Genomic DNA, 17,270 nt, shown 5'->3' with positions numbered 1-17,270 from the left:
CCTTCCGGGTAGACGGTGTCCCGTCCAAGTGCTGCAAGCTCTCATGGAAGTGGCCATGGACACCGCCTTGCCCGACGACGCCGCACCGGCACACCCCCAACCCCTCCCGCTTTCCGAGGCCCTGCTTTTCTGGCTGAAGCTCGGCTTCATCAGCTTCGGCGGGCCGGCCGGGCAGATCGCCCTCATGCATGCGGAACTGGTGGAACGCCGCCGGTGGATCTCGGAAAAGCGCTTTCTCCACGCCTTGAACTATTGCATGCTGCTGCCCGGGCCCGAGGCCCAGCAACTGGCCACCTACCTCGGCTGGCTCCTGCACCGCACCTGGGGCGGCATCCTCGCCGGCACGCTGTTCGTGCTGCCGTCCCTGTTCATCCTCATCGGCCTGTCCTGGCTCTACATGGCCCATGGGGATGTGCCGGTGATCGCGGGGGTGTTCTATGGCATCAAGCCGGCCGTGACCGCACTGGTCGTGCAGGCCGCGTATCGGGTCGGCTCAAGAACGCTGAAAAACCGCTGGCTGTGGGGCATCGCGGTGGCGGCTTTCGTTGCCATCTTCGCGCTGCAGGTGCCGTTTCCCGCCATCGTGCTGCTCGCGGCCGCGGTCGGCTTCTTGGGCGGCAAGGTGTCGCCGCAGGCCTTTTCCGGGGGCGGGGCGCATGGCAAGGCGCCCGCATCGGCTGGACAGGCGCTCATCGGCGACGACACGCCCACGCCGGCCCATGCCCTGTTTTCCTGGGCGCGGTTTTGCAAGGTGCTGCTGGTGGGCACCGGCCTGTGGCTGCTCGCGCTGGGAGGGCTTTGCGCGCTGTACGGGTGGAATGCGGTGCTGCCCCAGATGGGCTGGTTCTTCACCAAGGCCGCGCTGATGACCTTCGGCGGCGCCTACGCCGTGCTTCCCTATGTTTACCAGGGCGCCGTCGATCACCACCAATGGCTGAGCGCCGCGCAGATGATCGACGGGCTGGCATTGGGCGAGACGACGCCCGGCCCGCTCATCATGGTGGTGTCGTTCGTGGCGTTTGTCGGCGCATGGACCCACGCCATCTTCGGCCCCGAATCGCTGTTCCTGGCAGGTGCCGTGGCCGCGGCCGCCGTGACGTTCTTCACGTTCCTGCCCTCGTTCGTTTTCATCCTGCTGGGCGGGCCGTTCATCGAGTCCACCCACGGCAACCTGAAATTCACCGCGCCGCTGACCGGGATCACCGCGGCGGTGGTCGGCGTGATCGCCAACTTGGCGGTCTTCTTCGCGTATCACGTGCTGTGGCCGCAGGGCGCAGGAGGCCGCTTCGACGCGGCAGCCGCGGTCATCGGAATGCTCGCGGCGATCGCCCTGTTCAGGCTCCGATGGGGCGTGATGCCCGTGCTGGCGCTCTCGGGACTGCTCGGCGTGGTGTGCCGTATTTCGGGCATCTGAACCACAGGAAGAGGGGCGCGGGGCGAGGGCGGCCGCGGCCTGGCAAACCGCCTTCACGCCGCTCCCATCGCGCGCCTGGGAGGGTGATCGAAACCCGCCCCGGCGCGTCTGCCGGGCTCGGGAGGGCGCCCGCTACTCGGGGCTCACCATTTTGATGGCACGCGTGCCGATGGGCGCGCCCGTCACCGCATCGATCGCGACGGGCTGGATATCGGTGCCGTTCTCGGCGTCCACGAAGCGCACCAGCCGGCCTTCGCCCCGGTGCTTTCGACCCCAAGCCCCAATCATGAAAAGCACCGGCAGGTAATCGCGCCCCGCTTCGGTCAGGACGTATTCCTCGCGCGGCGGACGCTCGGAGTACTGCCGCTTTTCCAGCAGCTTTTCTTCGGTCAGGGTCGCCAGGCGCTTGGTCAGCATGGTGGGCGCGATCCCCAGGCTCTTCTTGAACTGGTCGAAGCGCGTCGATCCGGAATTGGCGTCTCTCAGGATGAGCATCGTCCAGGCATCGCCCAGGAAGTCCAGGCTGCGCGCGATGGGGCAGGTGCTTTCGGAAGATTTTTCGGTGTTCATATCGTTTCAGTATTGACTCACTATTAAATCGATACTAACATGCGGGCCATCGCCAGTCCATCCTCTCCCATGCCTAGAAGGAATCCCTGTTCAGCACCGTTTTGTATTGCACGGGTCACGCACTCGCCTTGGGGCTGGGGCTTCATCCCACCACCCGATGAATTCGCGTCCTCTGCCCATCCTTTAGTTCTGCCTATCCCTCTCAGAGAACCTCACCCATGAAAAAGACCGTCTTGATTACCGGAGCATCCTCCGGCTTCGGTTTGCTGCTCGCCAACCAGCTTCAACAGCAAGGCTTCAATGTGATCGGCACCAGCCGCGAGCCTGAAAAGCACGCGGGCAAGGTGCCTTTCAAAATGCTGCGACTGGATATCGATGATGACGAATCCATCCGGCACTTCACCGACCAGCTGTTTGCCCATACCCAGCAACTGGACGTATTGGTCAATAACGCAGGTTATATGGTCACCGGCCTGGCCGAAGAAACCTCGGTGGCCGTGGGCCGCGACCAGTTCGAAACCAACTTCTGGGGCACGGTCAAGGTCACGAACGCCTTGCTGCCCCATTTCCGCAAGCAAAAGCGGGGGCAGATCATCACGGTGAGCTCCATCGTCGGCCTGATCGGCCCACCCAACCTGTCTTATTACTCCGCATCCAAACACGCGGTGCAAGGGTTTTTCAAATCCCTGCGGTTCGAATTGGACCCGTTCAATATCAAGGTCAGCATGGTGGAGCCCGTCTGGTTCAAAACCAATCTGGCCCACAACGCCGTTGCGGCCAACACGGGTCGCATCGCTGACTACGACGCCTACCGCAAGCAGGCCGATGCAGCGACGCAAAAGGGCATCGACGAAGCCGAAGCGCCCGATGCCGTGGTGCAGACCATTACCCGGTTGATCGGGGCGAAAGAGCCCAGATTCAGCAACCCGGTGGGGAAGATGACCGCAATGATTCTGTTCCTTCAAAGCTACCTTCCGAAAATGTTCGAAGGCGCGATTTTGAAAAGCGTGAAAACCGCAGCGTGAATCTGGAAATGCCAGGATTTGGCGCACCCAACCAAAAACACACCATGAAATATTTTCTCTGCAAATTCATTCCTCCCCGCGCGGATTTTCTCCCCACGATGTCTGCCGATGAGCAGGAGGGAATGAAGCAACACGGGATGTACCTGGACCAGCTGCTCGCTCAAGGGCTGATCGTCGCCCATGGTCCCGTCATGGACCCTGCGGGGGGTTATGGCGTGTCGCTCTTTCAAATCGCCGACGACCAGGAAATCACCGCACTCACCTGCGGGGACCCGCTGATCCGACAAGGAATCGGCCACTACGAGCACCACCCCATGCTCCATTTGAAAACCCGCGATTGATGCGGTCCCCATTGCTTGCCTGATTCGGAGAACCTCCAATGCCTTATTCCCAATTGCCCGCCGTGTCTTCCATGAAGACCGCCCCGAACCCGTCGGGAGTACGCCGCGGCATGCTTCCGGCAGCCGCTGCCGTGTTCGCCCTTGCCATGTCCTTCGCGATGCCATCCCACGCACAGGACAGCGCGTCCAGGCAACAAGAGTTGTCCCGTGCCGAAGTGATCGCGGACCTCGCCCTGTGGCGCCGTTCGGGAGCCGATCGGTACGAAGAGTTGTCGCGTTCGTACGGGCTGGAGACAAAGGCCTACGAGGCGGCCTACCAGGAGTACCTGCGCCTTCGCGGCAGCGACGCGTTCCAGGCGGAAGTCCAGAAGGCCATGGACAAGAAGTGAGCCGCAGCGCCATGCCAAAGGGTGGGCGGGCATGGCAAGGGCTCTGTCCGATCACTCCCTGGCGGGAGGCACGCCTCAACCCGCCAGCCATTCCTTCGCCGGCGCCACCTGCATCTGCCTGGGGATCGCCACGCCGTTGCGGACACCCAGCACCTCGGCCATGACGCTGACGGCGATCTCCGCCGGGGTCTTGCTGCCGATGAACAGGCCGATCGGCCCCCTCAGACGCGCCAACTCGTGCGCGCCCAGATCGAAGTGCTCGGCCAGCCGCTGCCGCCGGGCCCCGTTGTTGCGCCGGCTGCCGATGGCGCCGACATAGAACGCATCGGTCTTCAATGCTTCCAGCAAGGCGAGGTCATCCAGCTTGGGGTCGTGCGTCAGCGCGATCACGGCGCTGCGCCGGTCGGGCCGAAAGGCCAGCACCACATCGTCGGGCATGCCCTCGGCCAGGGTGGCGCTGGGCACCGACCACGCACCGCGGTACTCCGCCCGCGGGTCGCACACCGTCACCGCGAAGCCGTTGAAACCGGCCATGGTGGCCAGGTATTCGGCCAGTTGCCCCGCGCCGATCAGCAGCATGCGGAACTGCGGCCCGAAGGTGTGGGCCACCGTCTGCGCATCGGCATGGAAGGCCTGCGCGCCGCTGGCCTCGGACAAGGTAACCGCCCCATCGGAGAGCCGCACGCTGCGGCGCACCAGGCAACCCTCGGCCAAGGCATCGACCAGGCACTCCAGGGAATCGAGGGCCGGGTCGCACTCCAGCAGCAACTCCAGCGTGCCGCCGCAGGGCAGACCGAAGCGGTGCGCTTCGTCGGCAGATATGCCGTACTTCAGCACCATCGGCGCGCCGGGGGTTGGGGGCAGTGCGTCTTCCCGGGCCGGGTCGCAGCACCGGGCGATCAGATCGTCCTCGATGCAGCCGCCACTGACGGAGCCCACGACCGCGCCGCGGTCCGACAGCGCGAGGATGGAGCCCACCGGCCGCGGTGACGAGCCCCACGTCCGCACCACGGTGACCAGCCAGCCGTGCACCCCCGCGCGGCGCCAGTCGCGCAGGGTGTGCAGCACCCGGAAATCGAGGTTGTCCACAGCCCGCAGCTCCGGTGTCAGGCGTAGGCTGGCAGATGCGGCAGCAGCTTGTCCAGGGTGATGGGATAGTCGCGCACCCGTGCCCCCGTGGCGTTGTAGATCGCGTTGGCCACCGCGGCGCCCACGCCGCACAGGCCCAGCTCGCCCACGCCCTTGGCCTTCATCGGCGAGGAGATGGGGTCGGTCTCCGGCAGGAAGATGACCTCCTGGTGCGGGATGTCGGCATGCACGGGCACCTCGTAGCCGGCCAGGTCGTGGTTGACGAAGAAGCCCCGGCGCTTGTCCACGGCCAGTTCTTCCATGAGCGCCGAGCCCACGCCCATGGTCATGGCGCCGATGACCTGGCTGCGGGCGGTCTTGGGGTTGAGGATGCGGCCCGCCGCGCACACGGCCAGCATGCGGCGCACCCGCACTTCGCCCGTGTCCACCGCCACGCCCACCTCGACGAAATGCCCGGCGAACGTGGACTGCTGGTACTGCTTGTCGAGGTCTCCGTATTCGATGGCGTCCTCGGCCACCAGGCCAGCCTCGCCCGCCACCTCGCCCAGGGGCACCGAACGCCCCGCCACGCGCACCGCGCCATCGGCGAAGACGGCATCGACCGGCTCCGCACCGAGCTTGCGGGCGATGGTTTCGCGCAGCTTCATGCAGGCGGCGTACACGCCGGCCGTCGCGTTGTTGGCACCCCACTGGCCGCCCGAGCCGGCCGAGGCCGGAAAGGCCGAATCGCCCAGGCGCACGTCCACCTGCTGGAGCGCGACGCCCATCACCTCGGCGGCCGTCTGGCCCATGATGGTGTAGCTGCCAGTGCCGATGTCGGTCATGTCGCTTTCCACGGTCACGCGCCCCGTGCGGTCCAGGCGCACGCGCGCGGCCGATTTCATCAGCAGGTTGTTGCGAAAGCCCGCGGCCACGCCCATGCCCACCAGCCAGCGGCCCTCGCGCCGCTGGCCCGGTGCCGCGCTGCGCTGGCTCCAGCCAAAGCGCTCCGCGCCCAGGCGCAGGCACTCGACCAACTGGCGCTGCGAGAACTTGCGGCCCGGCTTCTCGGGGTCGGTCTGGGTGTCGTTGAGGACGCGGAATTCGATGGGGTCGATGCCCAGCCGCTCGGCCATTTCGTCCATGGCGATCTCCAGCGCCATCAGCCCGGGCGCCTCGCCGGGCGCGCGCATGGCATTGCCCTCGGGCAGGTCCAGTTGCGAGATGCGCAGCGCCGTGTAGCGGTGGGCGCCGGCATACAGCAGCCGCGTCTGCGCAATGGCGTCCTCGGGGTCGCCGCCCGGCAGGTTGCCGGACGAGCTCTCATGCCCGATGGCGGTGATGCGCCCGTCCTGGCCCGCACCGATGCGGATGCGCTGGATGGTCGCGGGCCGGTGCGTGCCGTTGTTGGCCATGAGCGGGCGCTGCATGGCCACCTTGACCGGCCGGCCTGCGACGCGCGCGCCCAGCGCGGCCAGCACGGTGTCGGCCCGCAGGAAGAGCTTGCCGCCGAAGCCGCCGCCGATGTAGGGCGACACCAGCCGCACCTTGTCGGGCGCCAGGCCCAGCGTCTTGGCCAAGTCGCCCGCGGTCCAGGCGATCATCTGGTTGGACAGCCACACCGTGAGGTGGTCGCCCTCCCAGGCCGCCACCGAGGCGAACGGCTCCATCATGGCGTGGGTGTGGTCGGGCGTGGTGTACGTGGCATCCAGCCGCACCGGGGCCTCGGGGTAGGTGCCAGCGAAATTGCCGAACGCGCTCTCCGGCTTGGAGGACTTCGGCACGGTGGCGGAATCCCGCGCGGCCGATAGGTCGAACGCGCCGGGCGCGCTCACGTAGTCGATCTTCAGCAGGTGCGCGGCGGCCCGGGCCTGCTCGAAGGTCTCGGCCACGACCAGCGCGACGGCCTGGTGGTAGTGCTCGATGCCGCTGCCGCCCAGCAGGCGGGCGACGTTCATCTTGCCCTTGCCGAGCTTGCCGGCGTTCTGGGCATTGACGATGGCCAGAACGCCCGGCGCGGCACGCGCGGCGGACAGGTCCATCGAGGCGATCCGCCCCTTGGCGATGGACGATCCCACGATGTAGCCGTACGCCTGTCGCGCCGCGACGTCGTGCTGCTCGTAGGCGTAGCGCGCCTGTCCGCTGGTCTTGAGCGGGCCGTCGATGCGGTCCAGCGGCTGGCCGACCACCTTGAGCTGGTCGATGGCATTGTGCGAAGCGGGGGTGTCGAATTTCATGATTGGCCTTTCGCCTCGGCCAGCACGCCAGCAAGCGTGCGCTCGACCAGGGCCACCTTGAATGCGTTCTCGTGGGTGGGGCGCGCCGCGCCCAGCAGTTGCGCCGTGGCGGCCTGCGCGCCTTGCGGCAGGGCCGCGTCCGCCGACGCCATGCGCCAGGGCTTGTGCGCCACGCCGCCCAGCGCGACGCGGCCCGTGCCGTCCTTTTGCAGCACCGCCGCCACCGAGACGAGCGCGAAGGCGTACGAGGAGCGGTCGCGCACCTTGCGGTAGATGTGGGTGCCGCCCGCCGGCGCGGGCAGCGTCACGGCGGTGATGAATTCGCCGGCCTCGAGCGCGGTCTCGATGTGCGGGGTGTTTCCCGGCAGCCGGTGGAAGTCGGCGATGGGAATGCGGCGCGGCTGGCCATCGGCCCGCACCGTCTCGACCACCGCATCCAGCGCCCGCATGGCGACGGCCATGTCGCTCGGGTGCGTGGCGATGCAGGCCTCGCTCGCGCCTACCACCGCATGCTGGCGCGTGACGCCGCCGATGGCCGCGCAGCCCGCGCCCGGCTGGCGCTTGTTGCACGGCATGTTGGTGTCGTAGAAGTAGGGGCAGCGCGTGCGCTGCAGCAGGTTGCCGGCGGTGGTCGCCTTGTTGCGCAACTGGCCTGACGCACCAGCCAGCAGGGCGCGCGACAGCAGGCCGTAGTCGCGCCGCACGCCGGCATGGGCGGCCAGGTCGGTGTTGCGCACCAGCGCGCCGATCCGCAGCCCGCCCTCGGGCGTCGGCTCGATCGCGTCCAGGCCCAGGCCGTTGATGTCGATGAGGTGCGTGGGCGCCTCGATCTGCAGCTTCATCAGGTCCAGCAGGTTCGTGCCACCAGCGATGAACCGGGCCTGCGGATTGCCTGCGGCAGCCGCCGCAGCGGCCTGCACGGAGGCCGCGCGTTCGTAGGTGAATGGCTTCATGCGGCACCCCCGTTCGTTGCGGCCACTTCGGTGATCGCATCCAGGATGTTGGAATAGGCGCCGCAGCGGCAAAGGTTGCCGCTCATGCGCTCGCGGATCTCGTCGGCCGAGAGCAGGGGTTGCGCCGTGAGGTCGCCGCTAACGTGGCTGGGAATGCCGGCCTTGATCTCGTCGAGCATGCCCACGGCCGAGCAGATCTGGCCCGGCGTGCAGTAGCCGCACTGGTAGCCGTCGTGCTTGACGAAAGCCGCCTGCATCGGATGCAGCTTTTGCGGCTGGCCCAGGCCCTCGATGGTGGTGACCTGCGCGCCCTCGTGCATCACCGCCAGGGTCAGGCAGGCATTGATGCGGCGGCCATCGACGATGACCGTGCAGGCGCCGCACTGCCCGTGGTCGCACCCCTTCTTGGTGCCGGTGAGGTGAAGGTGCTCGCGCAGGGCGTCGAGCAGCGTCGTGCGGGTGTCCAGCGACAGGGTGTGCTGCTGGGCATTGATGGTCATTCGGACCGGCAGGGTCTTCTCGCCCTGGGGCGCCGCGCCGCGCGTGGGCGGCTCGGATACGGCGGGTGTGGCCGCGGTTCTTGCACCAGCGCCCGTGGCGGCCACCGCCGAAGCCGAGGCGGCCCCCACGACGAACAGGTCTCGCCGGGTCAGCGCGGGGTCTTTGAAATTTTGCATCGTGGGGTCCTTTTCAGGAGCGGACTGGCCCTCCGGTCACTTCGCCGGGGGTGCGGGGAGTGCGTGCGCGGGCGTGTCTTCGCATGCCTCGCATGGCGCATCCTGCTCAAAGGGTGATGGGTTTGTTTGGAGGCCAATGCCGCGTCTGCCTGTCAGCCACCAGGGGAGCAAGGGAGTTGTCGGACCCTCGCTTCGGTGCCTGTCTGTTTCAATACCGTGCTCATCGTCGGCCCTCCACTTCAGGAATGGAAATGCGAAACCCCGGATGCCGGAATACCCATGGACAGGATCGTCCAGGAAGAGCAAAACGGGCCCGTCACGTTGTATTAGCTCTCGCTGTCCCCGTCCTTGCATTGCCGATCGGGGCTCCGTTACACATCGCTCACCTGTCGCGCCTTCCCTACACGGCCTGACATGCCCCCTCGTCATAATGCCGCCATGCCGAACCGCTGGAAACCCAACGTCACCGTGGCCGCCGTCATCGAACAGGACGGCCGCTTCCTGCTGGTGGAAGAAGACACGGCCGACGGGCTGCGGCTGAACAACCCGGCGGGGCACCTGGATCCGGGCGAGTCGCCCATCGACGGCTGCGTGCGCGAGGTGCTGGAGGAAACCGCCTGCGACTTCACCCCCACGGCGCTGGTGGGCGTGTACCTCAACCGCTTCACGCGCACCCGCACGGGCGACGACATCACCTACCTGCGCTTTGCCTTCGCGGGCTCGGTGGGACCGGTGCATGCCTGGCGCACGCTGGACGACGGCATCGTGCGCACCGTGTGGATGACGCTCGACGAGATCCGCTGCTGCGCCGACCGACACCGCAGCCCGCTCGTGCTGCAGTGCATCGAGGACTACCTGGCCGGCAAGCGCTATCCGCTGGACTTGATCCACACCGACGCGAGCGTGCTGCAGCCCCCGCCCTGAACAAGGCTGTGCCGCAAGGCGGTGCATCAGCGTCCAATCCCCCCGCTGCCGCCGTATTCATTGCCTCCAATGCTATTTATTTAATAGCATCAAAGGCAAAACCTTGCAGCATGCCCTGCCGGCCTTGAAGCGTTCTGCCAGCATGCCCCCGGCCGCGGCGGCATAAAAAATACAATCCCGGGCATGACTGCAACTCCCAAGCACCGCATCGTCGTCGGCCTGTCCGGCGGCGTGGATTCCGCGGTCACCGCCCATTTGCTGAAAGCCATGGGCCATGAGGTCGTCGGCATCTTCATGAAGAACTGGGAAGACGACGACGACAGCGAATACTGCTCCTCCAACATCGACTTCGTGGATGCGGCCGCCGTGGCCGACGTGATCGGCATCGAGATCGAGCACGTGAACTTCGCCGCCGAGTACAAGGACCGCGTGTTCGCCGAGTTCCTGCGCGAGTACCAGGCCGGCCGCACGCCCAACCCCGACGTGCTGTGCAACGCCGAGATCAAGTTCAAGGCCTTCCTGGACCACGCCATGCGCCTGGGCGCCGAGAAGATCGCGACCGGCCATTACGCGCGGGTGCGGCAGAACGCGGCGAGCGGCCTGTTTGAACTGCTCAAGGGACTGGACCCCTCCAAGGACCAGAGCTATTTTCTGCACCGCCTGAACCAGGCCCAGCTGTCGAAGACGCTGTTTCCCGTGGGCGAACTGCACAAGACCGAGGTGCGCCGCATCGCCGAAGAGATCGGCCTGCCCAACGCCAAGAAGAAGGATTCCACCGGCATCTGCTTCATCGGCGAGCGGCCGTTCCGCGAGTTCCTGAACCGCTATATCGCCCATGCGGCGGGGCCGATCCAGGACGAGCGCGGGCGCACGCTGGGCCGCCACCAGGGACTGAGCTTCTACACGCTGGGCCAGCGCCAGGGCCTGGGGATCGGCGGCGTGAAGGAAAAGGGCGCAGGCACGAAAGCGCCGTCCGGCCAGCCGGCGCGCGGCGGCGGCGACCATGCGCCCTGGTATGTGGCACGCAAGGACCTGGACAAGAACGTGCTGCGCGTGGTGCAGGGCCATGGCCACCCCTGGCTGCAGTCGCACACGCTGCAGGCAGGCGACGCGAGTTGGGTGGCCGGCGCGCCGCCCGCCGCCGGCCTGCTGGCGGCCAAGACGCGCTACCGGCAGGCCGATGCGCCCTGCCGCATCGATCCGCAGGCGGACGGCGGCTTCGCGCTGGAATTTCCCGACGCGCAGTGGGCCGTCACCCCGGGCCAGTCCGCCGTGCTGTACGACGGCGAGGTGTGCCTCGGGGGCGGCGTGATCGCGTCGGCCACCACCGTCGCCTGACGGGCCGGCTGTACGCATGGCCCCGCCGCGCATTCCGCCGATCCAGGGCCTGCTGGCGTTCGAGGCACTGGCGCGGCTGCGCAGCGTGACGCACGCGGCCGAGGAGATGAGCGTGACGCCCAGCGCGGTGAGCCACCGCATCCGCCAGATGGAGACACTGCTGGCCGTCAAGCTCTTCGCGCGCGGCGATTTCAGCCTGACGCCCGCCGGCGCCGCCTACCTGGAGCGGGTGCGCGAGGCCATCGCTGCGCTGCAGCACGTGCCCGGCACCCTGGGCGTGGGCCAGGCCACGCGCCTGCGCCTGGGCGTGACGCCGACCTTCGCGCGCCAGATGCTGCTGCCGCGCATCGCGCAGTTTCGCCACGCCTATCCCGACATCGAGCTGCAGCTGCAAGTGTCGCTGCCGGTGCACCACATGATGGCGGAGGAGGCCGACGTGGAGGTGCGCTTTGGCACCGGCGACTTTCCCGACCGCGAATCGGTGCAGCTCTTCGCCGACCGGATCACGCCGGTGTGCAGCCCCGAATACCTGGCCGAGATCGGTCCGCTGGACGGCCTGGCGACGGAAGAGGCGGCGGCGCGCGTGCGCTTCATCCGCTGCGCGCTGGAGCCGTGGCGCACCTGGTTCAAGGCGTGCGGCATCTCCCAGCCCGAACCGGTGGTGGGCAGCCAGTTCAACGACCTGGGCATGGCCTGGGACGCGGCGGTGGCCGGCTTCGGCGTGGCGCTGCTGCGCCTGCGCGCGGGGCAGCCCTGGCTGGAGAGCGGCCAGCTCGTGCGCCTGTCGCGCGACAGCCTGCCGTCCCCGCACGACTATTTTTTGTGCTGGAAGGCCGGGGCGCTCGAGCGCTGGGAGTGCGCGGCGTTCGTCGATTGGCTGCGCCAGGCGCTGCACGACTGACCGACCGAACGGCCGGGCGGACAGCGCGCCATCCGCAGCGCGGTGGCTGACACGGAACTGACGCGGTTTGAAAAGCCTTCACGCGGCCAGCGAAGGTTTTTCACGCTGCGCCCGCCGCAAATTTCTACATTGGGCCAGCGCAGGCCCCGACAGAGGGCCGCGGCACGGGGCCCCGCGGTCCGCACACCGATAGAACACCGGAGACAAATCCATGACCTGGCAGCAAATCTACGACCCGTTCGGCAACATGATCATTTCCACCGCGCTGGCCGCGATTCCGGTGGTGGTGATGCTGGCCGCGCTGGGCTTCTTCCACATCAAGGCGCACATCGCGGCCGGGCTGGGCCTGATCGCGGCGCTGCTGGTGGCCGTCTTCGCCTACGGCATGCCGGCCGACATGGCCGGGCGGGCGGCGCTGTACGGCGGCTTCACCGGCCTGCTGCCCATCGGCTGGATCGTGCTGAACATCATCTTCCTGCACCAGCTGACCGAGCAGAACGGCAGCTTCAAGGTGCTGCAGGATTCGCTCTCGGGCATCACCGGCGACCGGCGCATCCAGTTGCTGCTGATCGCCTTCAGCTTCGGCGCGTTCTTCGAGGGCGCGGCGGGCTTCGGCACCCCGGTGGCGGTGACGGCGGCCATCCTGATCGGGCTGGGCTTCTCGCCGCTCGCGGCCTCGGGCCTGTCGCTCATCGCCAACACCGCGCCGGTGGCGTTCGGGGCGCTGGGCACGCCGGTCATCACGCTGGCCAAGGTGCACGGCTACGACCTGATGGAGGTGACGGCGATGGTCGGGCGGCAGTTGCCGTTCTTCTCGCTGCTGGTGCCGTTCTGGCTGATCTGGGCCTTCGCGGGCCGCAAGGGCATGTGGGAGATCTGGCCCGCCATCCTGGTGACGGGGGTGGCGTTCGCCGTGCCGCAGTACCTGGTGTCCAACTTCATCGGCCCTGAGCTGGTGGACATCATCGCGGCCATCGTGTCGATGGCGTCGCTGGTGGCGTTCCTGCGCGTATGGAAGCCCAAGACGGTGTGGACGTCGCCCTCGCTGCGTGGACGCGACATCAGCGCAGCGGAGGCCAAGCCGCCCCAGCCCGTCACCCAGCACAGCCGCGCCGCACTGGTGGCCGCCTGGATGCCCTGGATCATCCTGTCGGTGTTCGTGTTCATCTGGGGTCTGCCGCCGGTCAAGGCCTGGCTCAACAGCCTGTTCGCGCCCGCCTTTCCCATGGCCGGCCTGCACAACCTGATCGAGAAGGTGCCGCCCGTGGTGCCCACGCCCACCAAGGAAGGCGCGGTGTACACGCTGAACCTGCTGTCGGCCACCGGCACCGCCATCCTGCTGTCGGCGGTGGTGAGCGCGTTCTTCATGAAGTACCACCCCGTCGCCATCGCGCGCACGTTCTTCAAGACGGTGTGGCTGGTGCGCTTTTCGCTGCTGACCATCGTGCTGATGCTGGCCCTGGGCACGCTCACGCGGTATTCGGGCACCGACACCACGCTGGGGCTGGCCTTCGCCAACACGGGCGTGTTCTACCCGTTCTTCGGCACGCTGATGGGCTGGCTGGGCGTAGCGCTCACCGGCTCGGACACGGCCTCGAACGTGCTGTTCGGCGGCATGCAGAAGGTCGCGGCCGAGCAGCTGGGGCTGTCGCCCAATCTCATGGGCGCGGCCAACAGCTCGGGCGGGGTGATGGGCAAGATGATCGACGCGCAGTCGATCGTGGTGGCATCGACGGCCACCCGCTGGTTCAACCACGAGGGCGACATCCTGCGCTACGTGTTCTTCCACTCGATCGCGCTGGCCTGCCTGGTGGGGCTGTACGTGACGCTGCAGGCGTATGTGTGGCCGTTTCACCTGATGGTGGTGCACTGAGGGAGGCAGAACCTGCGGCGGCCCCGAGGGGACTTGAGGCCTTTTCGGCCGCCACCGCATATTCCACTAGGGCATATAGCTATTAATTTAATAGCAAAAGAAAAAGGGGCGCATGGGCGCCCCTTTTCTCTTGGCACGCGTGCCGCGCCGGCTCAACCGTTGCGTTTGGCGTCCGGGTCGCTCGGGCCGTTGCGGTCGGAAAGCATCTCGGCTGGCGGCTCCAGTTCGCCGCTGTCGCTGCCCTCGGCTGCCCAGGTGCCGCCATCGCGGCCGGTCTTGCCTCGGGGGTGGGCCATGTCGGTGCCGTCGTCGAAGTTCAGCGGGCCGCCGCTGCGCGGATCGTCGAACGCCTGCACCGAGATGTCCTCGATGCCGTCCGAAACATCCTGCTCGGCTTCCAGGTGGTCGTTGATGTCGTCGCCTTCCGGCATTTCCGCCGTGGGATCGTCGGTGGGGTCGATGGCGGTGTCGGGAACGATGGGGGTGCGCATGGCGGGCTCCTTGGGGCGGGTCGGTGGGGACGCGATCCGAAAAACGGTGCGCCGGATGTCCACAGCTTCGCCCCGCGCCGGGGCCAGGGCAGTGGGCCCGGCGCCTGTTACCAGGTAGGAGCGATCCCGCACGGCCCGACAACGCCCGGGCTCAGGTGGCCGGCGGCGTTCCGAACGCGTTCAGCGGAATGCGCAGGTAGGCGATGCCGTTCGCCTCGGCAGCCGGCAGTTGCCCCGCGCGCACATTGACCTGCAGGGACGGCAGCAGCAGCGCCGGTGCGCCCAACGTGGCGTCGCGCGCGCGGCGCAGGGCGACGAAATCCGCCTCGGCCACGCCGCCGCCCACGTGGATGTTGTCCTCGCGCTGCGCCTGCACCGTGGTCTCCCACTGCGGCTCGCGCCCGGCAGGCGGGTAGTCGTGGCACACGAACACGCGCGTGTTGCCCGGCAACGCCAGCAGCCGCTGGATGGAACGGTAGAGCGTGGCGGCATCGCCCCCGGGAAAGTCCGCCCGCGCCGTGCCCACGTCGGGCATGAAGAGCGTGTCGCCCACGAAGGCCGCGCCGTCCACGAGATAGGCCATGTCGGCCGGCGTGTGCCCCGGCACCCACAGGGCGATGAGCGGCGTGGCGCCCAGCAGGAGCGTCTCGCCGTCGCGCAGCAGATGGTCGAAGGGGCTGCCGTCCGCAGCGCCGGTTTCGGCAGGGAAGAGCCGGCCGAAGGCGGCCTGCACCGCGCGGATGTGCTCGCCCACCGCGATGCGGCCCCCTGCCTGCGCCTGCAGGTACGGCGCGGCCGACAGGTGGTCGGCATGCGCATGGGTCTCCAGGATCCACTGCACCGTGAGCCCCCGCTCGCGCACGCAGGCCAGCACCGCATCGGCCGAGCGGGTGGCGGTGCGGCCCGCGGCGGCATCGAAGTCGAGCACCGGGTCGATGACGGCGGCGCACCGCGTTGCCAGGTCCCACACGAGGTAGGTCACCGTGCCCGTGGCGGAGTCGAAGAACGGCTGGACGGAGGTGGTGCGGGGCATGGCGGGTGGCCTTTCAATCGATTCAGCGGTCAATAATCTTTCCACAGATATTATATTGTTTGATATATTGAATCCAACGCCGGCCTTTCGGCAGCCTTGTGACGGCTTTTGCATCGATCTTCCCATGGACTCCACCCCCATCGACCCCGAGCGCCTGCGCCAGGCCGCCAGCCAGGCAGTCTCGGCCCTGAAGGCCCTTGCCAACGAAGACCGGCTGCTGCTGCTGTGCCAGTTGTCGCAAGGCGAGCAGTGCGTGGGCGACCTGCAGGCGCGCCTGGGCATCCAGCAGCCCACGCTGTCGCAGCAGCTCGGCGTGTTGCGCACCCAAGGCATGGTGGAGACCCGGCGCGAGGGCAAGAACATCCACTACCGCGTGGCCGATGCCTCGCTGCTTGAAATCCTGGCGGTGCTGTACCGCCTTTACTGCCCCAAGGAGTGAACCGCATGGCCATCGACTGGAACGTTTTCACCCCCGGCACCGCGTTGGCGGGCGGCGCGCTCATCGGCCTGGCGGCCGGGGGATTCTTCCTGCTGGCGGGGCGCATCGCCGGCATCAGCGGCGTGGTGGGCGGCCTGCTGCGGCCCCGGCGCGGCGACCGGGCGTGGCGCCTGGCCTTCGTGGCGGGCCTGATCGCGGCGCCGCTGGCCTATGCGCTGGCCGCGCCGCTGCCGACGGTGCGCATCGACGCCGGCCCGGGCCTGCTCATCGCTGCAGGCCTGCTGGTGGGCGTGGGCACGCGCTACGGGGCAGGGTGCACCAGCGGCCACGGCGTGTGCGGGCTGTCGCGCCTGTCGGCCCGCTCGCTGGTGGCCACGCTGGTCTTCATGGCCGCCGGCATGGGCACGGTCTTCGTGCTGCGGCACCTGGCCTGACCGGAAGGAACGCACCATGACCGTTCTGATTGCATTCGCCGCGGGCCTGGTCTTCGGGCTGGGGCTGCTGGTGTCCGGCATGGCCGACCCGGCCAAGGTGCTGGGCTTCCTGGACATCGCGGGGCCCTGGGACCCGTCGCTCGCCCTGGTGATGGGCGGCGCCGTGGGCGTGGCCCTGGTGGCGTTTGCGCTCGCGCGCCGCCGGGGCACCACGCTGCGCGGCACACCGCTGCAGTGGCCCGCTGCGCACGGCATCGATGCGCGCCTGGTGGGCGGCAGCGTGCTGTTCGGCATCGGCTGGGGCCTGGTCGGCATCTGCCCCGGCCCGGCCCTGGTGCTGCTGGGCATGGGCGTGCCGAACGGCGTGTGGTTCGTGGCCGCCCTGCTCGCCGGCATGGCGCTGTTCGAGGGCATCGAGCGCTGGCGCGAGCGCGGCTGACGCCCCGCCATGCAGGCCGATGCCCTGCCCCACGATGGCGTTTGACCGACACGCCGCGGGCACGGCGGCCCCTAGATTGGTGGGCTTTTGAAAGGACCCCTCCAATGACCTCCACCACCCCATCCGCTGGCGCCCGGACCGTCGCCATCCTCGTGACCGACGGCTTCGAACAGGTCGAGCTGACCGGCCCGCGCGACGCCCTGCACCAAGCCGGCATCGCCACCCGGATCATTGCACCGAAGCCCGGCCAGGTGCAGGGCTTCAACCACGACGAGAAGGCCGACACCTTCGCGGTGGACGGCACCCTCGACCAGGCCGATCCCGCCCGGTTCGATGCCGTGCTGCTGCCCGGCGGCGTGCTCAACGCCGACACCCTGCGCACGGAGGCGAAGGCGCAGGCCTTCGTGCAGGCCATCGACCAGGCCGGCAAGCCCATCGCCGTGATCTGCCATGGCGCCTGGCTGCTGGTGGACGCCGGCCTGGTGCGCGGCAAGACACTGACCAGCTGGCCCAGCCTGGCCACCGACCTGCGCAACGCCGGCGCCACCTGGGTGGACGAGACCGTGCACGTCGAGGGGCGTTGGGTCAGCAGCCGCAAGCCCGACGACATTCCGGCGTTCAACCAGAAGCTGGTGGAGACCGTGAACGCTTGAAAGCGGTTGCCGCGGTGAACGCGATGCAGTGACCGGCAGGGATGCGCAGACGCTCCATCGGAGCCCCGCGC

At 68.1% G+C, this 17,270-nt stretch carries 19 protein-coding genes; 12 read left to right on the top strand and 7 right to left on the bottom strand.

Annotated elements, in window-relative coordinates:
* Window positions 1-55: 55 nt before the first annotated feature.
* A complete protein-coding gene (gene chrA / locus M5C98_RS24230) occupies window positions 56-1,414 on the top strand; it encodes a chromate efflux transporter (protein ID WP_272550112.1) in 1,359 nt (452 codons plus the stop codon).
* 132 nt (window positions 1,415-1,546) lie between these two features.
* Here chrA and M5C98_RS24225 read toward each other — a convergent pair whose 3' ends face one another.
* A complete protein-coding gene (locus tag M5C98_RS24225) occupies window positions 1,547-1,984 on the bottom strand; it encodes a winged helix-turn-helix transcriptional regulator (protein WP_272550110.1) in 438 nt (145 codons plus the stop codon).
* Between the two features lie 218 nt (window positions 1,985-2,202).
* Here M5C98_RS24225 and M5C98_RS24220 point away from each other — a divergent pair, with 218 nt between their 5' ends.
* Genes M5C98_RS24220 through M5C98_RS24210 form a run of 3 tightly spaced genes read left to right on the top strand, consistent with a single transcriptional unit; the run spans window position 2,203 to window position 3,739 of the window.
* On the top strand, window positions 2,203-3,009 hold the full coding sequence (locus M5C98_RS24220; RefSeq protein ID WP_272550109.1) for an SDR family NAD(P)-dependent oxidoreductase: 807 nt from the start codon (window positions 2,203-2,205) through the stop codon (window positions 3,007-3,009).
* Window positions 3,010-3,053: 44 nt separating this feature from the next.
* On the top strand, window positions 3,054-3,350 hold the full coding sequence (locus M5C98_RS24215; protein WP_272550107.1) for a YciI family protein: 297 nt from the start codon (window positions 3,054-3,056) through the stop codon (window positions 3,348-3,350).
* Between the two features lie 38 nt (window positions 3,351-3,388).
* The gene (locus M5C98_RS24210; protein WP_272550105.1) at window positions 3,389-3,739 is read left to right on the top strand and encodes a DUF4148 domain-containing protein; all 351 of its coding nucleotides are present in this window, start codon (window positions 3,389-3,391) and stop codon (window positions 3,737-3,739) included.
* Between the two features lie 75 nt (window positions 3,740-3,814).
* Here M5C98_RS24210 and M5C98_RS24205 read toward each other — a convergent pair whose 3' ends face one another.
* The 4 genes from M5C98_RS24205 to paoA are packed head-to-tail and all read right to left on the bottom strand — an operon-like array spanning window position 3,815 to window position 8,674.
* Window positions 3,815-4,828, bottom strand: coding sequence for an XdhC family protein (locus M5C98_RS24205; protein ID WP_272550103.1), 1,014 nt, complete (start codon window positions 4,826-4,828; stop codon window positions 3,815-3,817).
* 17 nt (window positions 4,829-4,845) lie between these two features.
* On the bottom strand, window positions 4,846-7,044 hold the full coding sequence (gene paoC / locus M5C98_RS24200; RefSeq protein ID WP_272550102.1) for an aldehyde oxidoreductase molybdenum-binding subunit PaoC: 2,199 nt from the start codon (window positions 7,042-7,044) through the stop codon (window positions 4,846-4,848).
* Window positions 7,041-7,997, bottom strand: coding sequence for an FAD binding domain-containing protein (locus M5C98_RS24195; RefSeq protein ID WP_272550100.1), 957 nt, complete (start codon window positions 7,995-7,997; stop codon window positions 7,041-7,043). The genes paoC and M5C98_RS24195 overlap by 4 nt, the downstream gene beginning before the upstream one ends.
* The gene (gene paoA / locus M5C98_RS24190; protein WP_272550099.1) at window positions 7,994-8,674 is read right to left on the bottom strand and encodes an aldehyde dehydrogenase iron-sulfur subunit PaoA; all 681 of its coding nucleotides are present in this window, start codon (window positions 8,672-8,674) and stop codon (window positions 7,994-7,996) included. The genes M5C98_RS24195 and paoA overlap by 4 nt, the downstream gene beginning before the upstream one ends.
* Window positions 8,675-9,112: 438 nt before the next feature.
* Between paoA and M5C98_RS24185 the strand changes: the two genes are divergently transcribed.
* From M5C98_RS24185 to M5C98_RS24170, 4 genes are all read left to right on the top strand, one after another.
* On the top strand, window positions 9,113-9,598 hold the full coding sequence (locus M5C98_RS24185; protein WP_272553385.1) for an NUDIX hydrolase: 486 nt from the start codon (window positions 9,113-9,115) through the stop codon (window positions 9,596-9,598).
* Window positions 9,599-9,781: 183 nt separating this feature from the next.
* Window positions 9,782-10,936 (top strand): tRNA 2-thiouridine(34) synthase MnmA, encoded by a 1,155-nt coding sequence (gene mnmA / locus M5C98_RS24180; RefSeq protein ID WP_272550097.1) that lies wholly within the window; start codon window positions 9,782-9,784, stop codon window positions 10,934-10,936.
* Window positions 10,937-10,952: 16 nt separating this feature from the next.
* The gene (locus tag M5C98_RS24175) at window positions 10,953-11,837 is read left to right on the top strand and encodes a LysR substrate-binding domain-containing protein (protein ID WP_272550096.1); all 885 of its coding nucleotides are present in this window, start codon (window positions 10,953-10,955) and stop codon (window positions 11,835-11,837) included.
* 211 nt (window positions 11,838-12,048) lie between these two features.
* A complete protein-coding gene (locus M5C98_RS24170; RefSeq protein WP_272550095.1) occupies window positions 12,049-13,710 on the top strand; it encodes an L-lactate permease in 1,662 nt (553 codons plus the stop codon).
* Between the two features lie 152 nt (window positions 13,711-13,862).
* Here M5C98_RS24170 and M5C98_RS24165 read toward each other — a convergent pair whose 3' ends face one another.
* Window positions 13,863-14,201, bottom strand: a complete 339-nt coding sequence (locus tag M5C98_RS24165; protein WP_272550094.1) for a serine/threonine protein kinase — start codon at window positions 14,199-14,201, stop codon at window positions 13,863-13,865.
* Window positions 14,202-14,352: 151 nt separating this feature from the next.
* Window positions 14,353-15,234, bottom strand: coding sequence for an MBL fold metallo-hydrolase (locus M5C98_RS24160; RefSeq protein WP_272550092.1), 882 nt, complete (start codon window positions 15,232-15,234; stop codon window positions 14,353-14,355).
* A 124-nt stretch (window positions 15,235-15,358) separates the two neighbouring features.
* Between M5C98_RS24160 and M5C98_RS24155 the strand changes: the two genes are divergently transcribed.
* The 4 genes from M5C98_RS24155 to M5C98_RS24140 all read left to right on the top strand — a co-directional run bounded on the left by M5C98_RS24155 (window position 15,359) and on the right by M5C98_RS24140 (window position 17,199).
* Window positions 15,359-15,673 carry an ArsR/SmtB family transcription factor gene (locus tag M5C98_RS24155; protein ID WP_272550091.1) on the top strand — a complete coding sequence of 105 codons (315 nt, stop codon included), beginning with the start codon at window positions 15,359-15,361 and terminating at the stop codon, window positions 15,671-15,673.
* A 5-nt stretch (window positions 15,674-15,678) separates the two neighbouring features.
* The gene (locus M5C98_RS24150; RefSeq protein WP_272550090.1) at window positions 15,679-16,107 is read left to right on the top strand and encodes a YeeE/YedE family protein; all 429 of its coding nucleotides are present in this window, start codon (window positions 15,679-15,681) and stop codon (window positions 16,105-16,107) included.
* Window positions 16,108-16,123: 16 nt separating this feature from the next.
* Complete coding sequence (locus M5C98_RS24145) at window positions 16,124-16,546, top strand: DUF6691 family protein (protein ID WP_272550089.1); 423 nt, start codon at window positions 16,124-16,126, stop codon at window positions 16,544-16,546.
* Between the two features lie 104 nt (window positions 16,547-16,650).
* The gene (locus tag M5C98_RS24140) at window positions 16,651-17,199 is read left to right on the top strand and encodes a type 1 glutamine amidotransferase domain-containing protein (protein ID WP_272550088.1); all 549 of its coding nucleotides are present in this window, start codon (window positions 16,651-16,653) and stop codon (window positions 17,197-17,199) included.
* Window positions 17,200-17,270 lie beyond the last annotated feature (71 nt).

Source organism: Acidovorax sp. NCPPB 3576 (genome assembly GCF_028473605.1).
Lineage (GTDB): Bacteria > Pseudomonadota > Gammaproteobacteria > Burkholderiales > Burkholderiaceae_C > Paracidovorax.
The sequence above is the reverse complement of the archived record's forward strand: the minus strand, read 5'-3'. Positions and strand labels throughout refer to the sequence as shown.